This window comes from Streptomyces sp. NPDC020362, from assembly GCF_040642095.1.
Taxonomy (GTDB): domain Bacteria; phylum Actinomycetota; class Actinomycetes; order Streptomycetales; family Streptomycetaceae; genus Streptomyces.
Genome location: NZ_JBFAET010000263.1, coordinates 1 through 9,827, shown reverse-complemented (window position 1 = coordinate 9,827; position 9,827 = coordinate 1). Strand labels below are relative to the sequence as shown.

Here is a 9,827-nt window from a genome sequence, read left to right as displayed (position 1 = left end):
TTCGTGGAGTTCAGCCGGCAGCGCGGGCTGTCGCCCGACGGCCGCTGCAAGGCGTTCGCGGCCGGTGCCGACGGCACGGGCTGGGGCGAAGGCGTCGGCCTGCTGCTGGTGGAGCGGCTGTCCGACGCCCGTCGGAACGGGCACCAGGTGCTGGCCGTCGTGCGGGGCAGTGCGGTGAACCAGGACGGTGCGTCCAACGGTCTGACCGCTCCCAACGGCCCCTCACAGCAGAGGGTGATCCGGCAGGCGCTGGCGTCCGCCGGGCTCACGCCGGCCGACGTGGACGCCGTCGAGGCCCACGGCACGGGCACCAGGCTCGGCGACCCGATCGAGGCGCAGGCGCTCCTCGCCACGTACGGGCAGGAGCGGCTCGAAGGACAGCCACTGTGGCTGGGCTCGCTGAAGTCCAACATCGGTCACACGCAGGCCGCTGCGGGTGTCGCCGGTGTGATCAAGATGGTCATGGCCATGCGCCACGGAGTGCTCCCGCGGACCCTGCACGTCGACGAACCCACACCGCACGTGGACTGGTCGGCCGGCGACGTCCGGCTGCTGACCGAGGCCGTCGACTGGCCCGAGTCGGACCGCCCGCGCCGTGCTGCCGTGTCGTCCTTCGGCGTCAGCGGCACCAACGCCCACACGATCATCGAGCAGGCCCCCGCGACCGAGGAACTGCTCCCGGCGTCCGACCCGGGCGCGGCCGTGCCGTGGGTGCTCTCCGGCAGGACCGAAGCAGCGCTGCGGGCGCAGGCCGCCCGCCTCGCGTCCTTCCTGGACGACAACGACAGGGACCACGACGGCGGGGCGGCCCCGGCGGCCGACGCGGCGTACTCGCTGGCCACGACCAGGGCGGCCTTCGAACACCGCGCCGTGGTGGTCGCGGAGACCCCCGACGAGCTCCGGCGGGGACTTGCCGGTGTCGCCGCAGGCGCCACGCCGCCCGGCGTGGTGACGGGCACCGCACGCACCGGCGGCAGGACCGTCTTCGTCTTCCCCGGGCAGGGGGCGCAGTGGGTCGGCATGGCCGCCGAACTGCTGGAGACCCTCCCGGTCTTCAGCGACCGGATCGACGCCTGCGAGCGCGCCCTCGCGCCGCACGTGGACTGGTCGCTGACCGCGGTGCTGCGCGGCACGTCCGACGTCGAGCAGGACCGGGTCGACGTGCTGCAGCCCGTGCTGTGGGCGATGACGGTCGCCCTGGCCGAGGTGTGGCGCTCCTCCGGAGTGACCCCCGACGCGGTCGTCGGGCACTCCCAGGGCGAGGTCTCCGCGGCGGTGATCGCCGGAGCGGTCTCCCTGGAGGACGGGGCGCGCATCGTGGCGCAGCGGAGCCTCGCCGTGCGCGAACTCCAGGGCCGCGGCGGTATGGCCTCGGTGACGCTCCCGGAAGAGGAGGCGCAGGAACTGATCGGCCGGTGGGCCGGCCGCCTCGGCATCGGCGCCGTGAACGGGCCCGGGACCGTCGTGGTCTCCGGGGACACCGACGCTCTGGACGAACTCCGCACGCACTGCGAACAGGAGGGCATCCAGGTCCGCAAGGTCGCCGTCGACTACGCCGCGCACTCGCCGCAGATCGAGCGCGTCGAAGCGCAGGCCACTGCGGGGTTCGCCGGCATCAGCCCCCTCCCCGGCTCCGTGCCCTTCTACTCCACGGTGACGGGCGGGAAGCTGGACGCGGACGAGCTCGGCTCCGGCTACTGGTACCGCAACATGCGGCAGACGGTGCGGTTCCACGACGCGGTCCGGGCCGCCCTGACCGACGGGCACGACGTGTTCGTCGAAGTCAGCCCGCACCCCGTCCAGTTGGCGGGCATCCAGGACGCCATCGAGGCCGCCGAGGCGGACGCCGCGGTCGTACCGACGCTGCGCCGGCGCGACGGCGGACGGAACCGGCTGATGCTGTCCCTGGCCCAGGCCCACGTGCACGGCGTCGCCATCGACTGGGACGCCGTCCTGCCGGGTGCGCGCCGCGTCGACCTCCCCACCTACGCGTTCCAGCACGAGCGGTACTGGCTGGAGGCGGGCGCTCCGGCCGGTGACGTGCGGGCGGCCGGGCTGGACGCGGCCGACCACCCGTTCCTCAGCGCGGCGGTGGAGCTGCCGGACGCCGGCGGCCACCTGTTGACCGGGCTGCTGTCTCTGCAGACCCAGCCCTGGCTGGCCGACCACGCGGTGCTGGGCACAGTACTGCTGCCGGGCACGGCCTTCGTGGAACTGGCCGCCCACGCCGCGGCCGAGACCGGCTGCGACCTGGTCGAGGAACTCACCCTGCAGGCACCGCTGGTGCTGCCCGAGCACGGCGGCGTCGCGCTCCAGGTCCTCGTGGGCGCCCAGGACGACTCCGGCCGCCGCCCGCTGAGCGTGCACTCGCGAGCCGGGGACGACCCCTGGATCCGCAACGCCACCGGCGTCCTCACCACCGGCGCAGCCCCCTCCGGCACCGACCTGAGCAGCTGGCCCCCGGCCGATGCCCAGCCGGTGGACCTGGACGGCTTCTACGACCGCCTGGCGGACCTCGGCCTGAGCTACGGCCCGCTCTTCCAGGGTCTGCGTGCCGCCTGGAGCGGCCACGACGCGGTGTACGCCGAACTCGCCGTCACCGACGAGGCGCAGGCGGACGCGGACGCGTTCGGCGTGCACCCGGCCCTGCTCGACTCCGCGCTGCACGCGCTGGGCGCGGGCGGCCTCGTACCGGCCGCCGACGGGCCCCTGCTGCCCTTCGCGTGGTCCCGCGTCACGCTGCACGGAACCGGAGCAGCCGGTCTGCGGGTACGGCTCTCCCCGGCCGGCGGGGACACGGTACGGCTGGAGGCCGCCGACGGCACGGGTCGTCCCGTCGTGTCGGTCGAGTCGCTGACACTGCGCCCGGTGTCGGCCGAGCAGCTGCACACCAGCTCCCGGGACTCCCTGTTCACCGTGGAGTGGGCACCGCTCGCCGCCCCGGCCGACGCGAATGCCCCGGCCGTACGGGCCTACGGCGACATCGCCGCCCTCTTCGCCGCCCCCGCGGCGGAGACCGGGGCACAGGCGGACGCGGACGCCGTCGTCGTCCGGTGCCCGGCAGGGTCGGGCACCGACGCCGGACGGGTCCGGGAAGTCCTCGCCGAGGTGCTCCGGCTGGTGCAGTGGTGGCTGGCCGAGGACCGGGCCGCCCGCCTGGTGCTGGTGACCCGGGGCGCGGTCGCCGCCGGGGACCACCCGGCACCGGGCGACCCGGTGCAGGCGGCCGTGTGGGGCCTGGTCCGGTCGGCACAGTCGGAGAACCCGGACCGCATCGTCCTCCTCGACACCGAAGAGAACGCCGACGGAGAGCAGGCCGCAGCGACGGCCGTCCCCCGGCTCGTCGCGTCCGGGGAACCGCAGGCGGCACTGCGCGGCGGCACGCTCCTGCTGCCGCGGCTCGCCAGGGCCGCCGCCGACGCCCCGCGGGCCACCCCGGACTTCGGGGCGGGCACGGTGCTCGTGACCGGTGCGTCCGGCGCCCTGGGCGGACTCGTCGCCCGGCACTTGGTCGCCGAACACGGTGTGCGCAGCCTGCTGCTGATGAGCCGGCGCGGCGCGGACGCCGAGGGCGCGGCGGAGCTCGGGGCGGAACTGACCGCCGCGGGTGCCGAAGTGCTCTGGGCCGCCTGCGACGTGGCCGACCGGGACGCCCTCGCCGAGGTGCTGTCCGGCACGCCTGTGACGGCCGTGGTGCACACGGCCGGCGTCCTCGACGACGGCGTCATCGGTTCGCTCACGCCGGAGCGCCTGGAGACGGTGCTGCGCCCCAAGGCCGACGCGGTGCTGAACCTGCACGAGCTGGCGGGCGACGTGTCGGCATTCGTGGTCTTCTCCTCGCTCGCGGGTACGCTCGGCACCCCCGGCCAGGCCAGCTACGCCGCGGCCAACGCCTTCGTGGACGCCTTCGCCGGGCGCCGCCGGGCCCAGGGGCTGCCCACGGTGTCGCTGCCGTGGGGTCTGTGGCAGCGCACGGGCGCCATGACCGAGGACCTCGGTGGCGCCGACCGGACCCGGCTCGCCCGCGGCGGCGTGCTGCCGCTGTCCGACGAGGACGGCCTGGAACTCCTCGACGCCGCGCTCGCGCTGCAGGAGCCCCTGGTGGTGGCCGCACGGCTGGACCTCGCCGCCCTGCGGAACGCGACCGCACCGGTGCCGCCGCTGCTCAGGGCGCTCGTCGGCGGCCGGCCGCGGCGCACGGACCGGGCGGCTTCCGTACCGCTGGCGCAGCGGATCGCGGGCCTGCCCGAGAGCGAGCGCGAAGAGGCCGTGCTGGACCTCGTCCGGTCCGAGGTCGCCGCCGTCCTCGGGCACAGCTCGGCCAAGGCTGTCCAGCCCGACCAGGCCTTCGGCGACCTGGGCTTCGACTCGCTGACCGCGGTGGAGCTCCGCAACCGGATGAACAAGGCCACCGGCCTGCGGCTGCCCGCGACGCTGGTCTTCGACCACCCGACGCCCGCGGTCCTCGCGCGGCGGGTGCTGAAGGACCTCCCCGGTGGCACGGCCGGGACGGCGCCGGTCTTCGACGAGCTCGACCGCCTCGCCGCCGCCCTCGACGGCGCCGGAGCGGACAGCGTCGACAACGTCACCCGAACCAAGATCAACATGCGTCTCCAGGCGCTGCTCGCCCGCTGGAACGGGAACGAGCCGGCCGATCCGGGAGGCGCCGGCCGAGCCGAGGACGAAGACGACCTCAGCTCGGCGAGCGACGAGGAGCTGTACGAGCTCCTCGACGACGAACTCGGCATCTCCTGAACTGCGCAGGCCAAAAGGGGCGGGCAACACCGATGACGAACGAAGACAGGCTCCGGGAGTACCTCAAGCGGGCCACCACCGACCTGCGCCAGGCCCGGCGGCGCGTGCGCGAGCTGGAGGCCCGCGACCAGGAGCCGATCGCCATTGTGGGCATGAGCTGCCGTTTCCCCGGCGGCGTCGGCTCCCCCGAGGAGCTGTGGCGGCTGCTGGCCGAGGGCAAAGACGCCATCTCGCAGTTCCCCGAGGACCGCGGCTGGGACGTCGACGCGCTCTACGACCCCGACCCCGAGCAGCCCGGCAAGGTCTACACCCGCCAGGGCGGCTTCCTGCGCGAAGCGGCGGACTTCGACGCGGACTTCTTCGGGATCTCGCCGCGCGAGGCGCTGGCCATGGACCCGCAGCAGCGGCTGCTGCTGGAGACCGCCTGGGAGGCCTTCGAGCATGCGGGCATCGACCCCGCCACCCTCAAGGGCAGCCGCACCGGCGTCTTCGCGGGCCTGATGTACCACGACTACGGCTTCACGCCCGGCGTCCTGCCCGAGGGGATCGAGGGGCTGATGAGCACCGGCAACTCCGGCAGCGTCGCCTCCGGGCGCATCGCCTACACCTTCGGCTTCGAGGGCCCTGCGGTCACCGTCGACACCGCCTGCTCGTCCTCGCTCGTCGCCCTGCACCTCGCCGTGCAGGCGCTGCGGGGCGGCGAGTGCTCCATGGCGCTCGCCGGCGGCGTGACGGTCATGGCGGGCCCGAGCGCGTTCGTCGAGTTCAGCCGTCAGCGCGGGCTCGCCCCCGACGGCCGCTGCAAGTCCTTCGCGGCGGCCGCGGACGGCGCGTCCTGGTCCGAAGGCGCCGGCCTGCTGCTCGTGGAGCGGCTGCGCGACGCCCGCAGGCTCGGCCACCAGGTGCTCGCCGTCGTCCGGGGCAGCGCCGTCAACCAGGACGGCGCGTCCAACGGCCTGACCGCGCCGAACGGCCCCTCGCAGCAGCGCGTGATCCTCGAAGCGCTGGCCGGCGCCCGGCTGTCCGCCGAGGAGGTCGAGGCCGTCGAAGCCCACGGCACGGGCACGAGCCTCGGCGACCCGATCGAGGCGCAGGCGCTGCTCGCGACCTATGGACAGGACCGCGAACGGCCGCTCCTGCTCGGCTCGCTGAAGTCCAACATCGGCCACACGCAGGCCGCGGCGGGCGTCGCCGGCGTGATGAAGATGGTGCTGGCGATGCAGCACGGCATGCTGCCGAAGACGCTCCACGTGGACCGGCCGACCCCGCAGGTCGACTGGACGGCCGGCTCGGTCGAGCTGCTGACCGAGGCGATCGCGTGGCCGGAGACCGACCACCCCCGCCGGGCCGGGATCTCCTCGTTTGGGATCAGCGGTACCAACGCGCACATCATCCTCGAGCAGGCGCCCGAACCGGAGGCGGAGGACCCGGCCGACGACACGACCGAAGGCGAGGGCGCTGCCGAGGAACTGATGCCGGCCCGGACCACGGTGGTGCCGTGGGTACTCTCCGCGAAGACCGGACAGGCGCTGCGGGAGCAGGCACAACGACTGCTGGCGTCCGTGGACCTCACGGCCGTGTCACCGGCCGACGTGGGGTTCTCGCTGGCGGCCACCCGCTCGGCACTGGAACACCGGGCCGCAGTCGTCGGCGCCGACCCGGAAGAGCTGCGCGCGGGGCTGACCGCCGTCGCAGCGGGCGAGCCCGCAGCACAGGTGGTGACGGGGCGCGCCCAGGCCGACCGGGGCAAGGTCGGGTTCCTGTTCTCGGGCCAGGGTTCGCAGCGGCTGGGGATGGGGCGCGAGCTGTACGCGGCGTACCCGGTGTTCGCTGCGGCGCACGACGAGGTGTGCGCGCTTGTGGACGCCCCGGTCGACGCCGATGCGGAAACCCTTCATCAGACGGGTTCGACACAGCCCGCGTTGTTCGCCGTCGAGGTGGCGCTGTTCCGGCTGCTGGAGTCGTGGGGCATCCGGCCGAATTACGTGGCCGGTCACTCCGTGGGCGAGATCGCGGCTGCTCATGTGGCGGGTGTGCTGTCGCTCGAGGATGCGGCGAAGCTGGTGTCGGCGCGTGCCGCGCTGATGCAGGCCCTGCCTGCGGGCGGCGCGATGGTGGCGGTCCAGGCGACCGAGGACGAGATGCTGCCGCACCTGACCGACGGCGTCGGCATCGCGGCGGTCAACGGCCCTCAGTCGGTCGTGGTGTCCGGCGCCGAGGACACGGTCACCGCAATCGGTGAGACCTTCGCCGGTCAGGGTCGTAAGACCTCCCGCCTGAAGGTCAGCCACGCGTTCCACTCGCCGCTGATGGATCCGATGCTGGAGGAGTTCGCGGAGGCCGTCCGCGGTCTGGCCTTCAACGAACCGCGGATCCCGGTGGTCTCCAACCTCACGGGTGATCTGGCCGAGCCGTACACCCCTGAGTACTGGGTCCGGCACGTCCGTGAGGCGGTCCGTTTCGCCGACGGCGTGCGGACCCTGCACGAGCTGGGCGTGACCACGTTCGTGGAGATCGGCCCCGGCGGCGTGCTGAGCGCCCTCGCCCAGGGCTGCCTCGACGACGACGCGGACATCGTCACCGTTCCCGCTCTGCGTACCGGCCGCCCCGAACCCCAGGCGCTCACTCTCGCCCTCGGGCAGTTGCACGCGCACGGTGTCTCCCCGGACTGGCAGGCGCTCTTCCCCGGCGCCCAGCGTGTCGACCTGCCCACGTACGCCTTCCAGCGCGAGCGCCACTGGCTCGAAGGCACGGCCGCGCTCGACGTCTCCTCGGCGGGCCTGGACTCCTCCGGCCACGCCCTGCTCGGTGCGGTGGTGGAGACCGCCGGGGCACAGGACGTGCTGTTCACCGGTCGGCTGTCCCCGGCCGACATGCCCTGGATCGCGGAACACACGGTCGGCGGCGTGCCGGTGCTCCCGGTCGCCGCGTTCGTGGAACTCGCCCTGTCCGCGGGTCGGCGGACCGGCTTTCCGCACCTGGAACAGCTGGACGTGGACGCCCCGCTCGTGCTGGCCGAACAAGGCGCCGTCCGCATCCAGGTGCAGGTCGGCTCGGGCGACGATCCCGACCGGCGCTCCGTGCGCGTCTTCAGCCGGCCCGCTGCCGAAGGCACCGGCGAGCCGTGGGTCTGCCACGTCACCGGAGAGCTCACCCGGAACGCTCCGGCGGCCGGGTTCGACACGATGATCTGGCCGCCGGCGGGTGCCGAACCCGTGGACGTCGAGGGCCGTCCGGGCCTGCGCGCCGCCTGGCGCGCCGGGGACGAGCTGTACGCCGAGGCCGCACTGCCTGTCACGGAGCGGGACCGGGCGGACCGCTACGGCCTGCACCCCGTACTGCTGGACGCTGCCCTCGGCATGCCGGCGTCGGAGCAAGCCGAAGACCCCGACGAGGTGCTCATGCCCTACGCCTGGAGCGGCATGTCCGTGCACACTCCGGGGGCCGGGGCCGTACGCATACGCATCCGGCCCACCGGCCACGACGCGGTGGCGATCGAACTGTCCGACGCCGACGGCTCCCCCGTCGCCTCGGTCGCGTCCGTCCGGACGCGGACGATGTCCCCGCAGCAGGTGCTGGCCTCGCGCGTGGCGCACCGGGACTGGATGTTTCAGGTCGACTGGGTCGAACACACCGCGGCTTCCGCTCCCGCCCCTGCTCCCGAAGCGGAGTGGGCGGTCCTCGGCAACGAGGGTTCCTACGCCGACCTCGACGCGCTCCGCAAGGCAGTCGACGGCGGTGCGGCCACGCCTGCCCACGTCCTCCTGCCCTGCGCCCCGAGCGAGGGCGATGCCGCCGCGGCGACGCGTTGGCTGCTGGCCGGTGTGCTGTCGGCCCTCCGGGAGTGGGTCACCGACGAGCGGTTCTCCGACGCACGTCTCGTGGTGATGACGCGCGGAGCCGTCGAGCTGGACGGCACAGCTTTGGACCTCGCGCACGTCGCGGTATCCGGTCTGGTGAAGTCGGCCCAGGCCGAGCACCCGGACCGGCTCCTGCTCGTCGACGCGGACGACTCCTTCACGGGCAGCGACGTCGACCCCGCCCTGGCCGCGGCGCTCGCCGCTCCGGACGAGCCGCAGGCCGCGGTGCGCGACGGAAAGCTGTACGTGCCGCGCCTCGCCCGGATCACCCCGCCCGAGGAGCCCACCGGTCACGCGTGGGACCCCGAGGGGACCGTGCTGATAACCGGCGCGACCGGTGGTCTCGGACTGTCGCTCGCGCGGCACCTCGTCGCCGAACGCGGCGCACGGAGGCTCCTGCTGGCCAGTCGCCGTGGCCCCGCCGCCGAAGGCGTCGGCGAACTCGTCACCACTCTCTCCGAGCTGGGCGCACACGTCGACGTGGCCGCCTGTGACATCGCGGACCGTGACGCCCTCGCGGAACTGCTGGCCGCGGTCCCGGCCGAGCACCCGCTCGTGGCCGTGGTGCACGCGGCGGCGGCCCTGGACGACGGCGTGGTCACCGCCCTGACCCCGGAGCGCCTGGACACCGTGCTGCGGCCGAAGGCCGACGGGGCGCTGCACCTGCACGAGCTGACCCGGGACCTGGACCTCTCCGCGTTCGTGCTCTTCTCCTCCCTCGCCGGAGTCCTGGGCAGCGCAGGCGCGGCGAGCTACGCCGCTGCGAACGCCTTCCTGGACGGGCTGGCGCGGCAGCGCCGGGCCGCGGGCCTGCCCGGCACCTCGCTGGCGTGGGGCCTGTGGACGGACAACGGCGGCATGGGCGACCGGATCACCGACGCCGACCGCAACCGGATGGGGCGGGCCGGAGTCGTACCGTTCACCCCGGCGGAGGGGCTGGCCCTGTTCGACGCCGCCCTCACCGCGGACCGGCCGGAGATCGTGCCGGTCCGCCTGGACGTTCCGGGACTGCGGGCCATGGCCCGCGCCGGCATGCTGCCCGCCGTCTTCCGAGGCCTCGTGGGCGACACCGGCGCCGCGGCCGGGGGGGGGGCGGGCGCCCGGGGCCCCCCCCCCCGCCCCCCCCCCCCCCCGGGGGGGGGGGGGGGCCCCGCGGCGGTGGGGGCTGATAATTTGGGGGAGAAAGACGGCCCCCCCCCCCGGCCCCCCCCC

The 9,827-nt window shown here is 74.5% G+C and carries 2 protein-coding genes; both read left to right on the top strand.

Annotated elements, in window-relative coordinates:
• A partial coding sequence (locus tag AB0H32_RS43530; protein WP_361133686.1) for an SDR family NAD(P)-dependent oxidoreductase occupies positions 1 to 4,755 on the top strand: 4,755 nt, incomplete at its 5' end.
• 32 nt (positions 4,756 to 4,787) lie between these two features.
• Positions 4,788 to 9,827: type I polyketide synthase (locus AB0H32_RS43525; RefSeq protein WP_361133683.1), on the top strand; the 5,040-nt coding region annotated here is incomplete at its 3' end.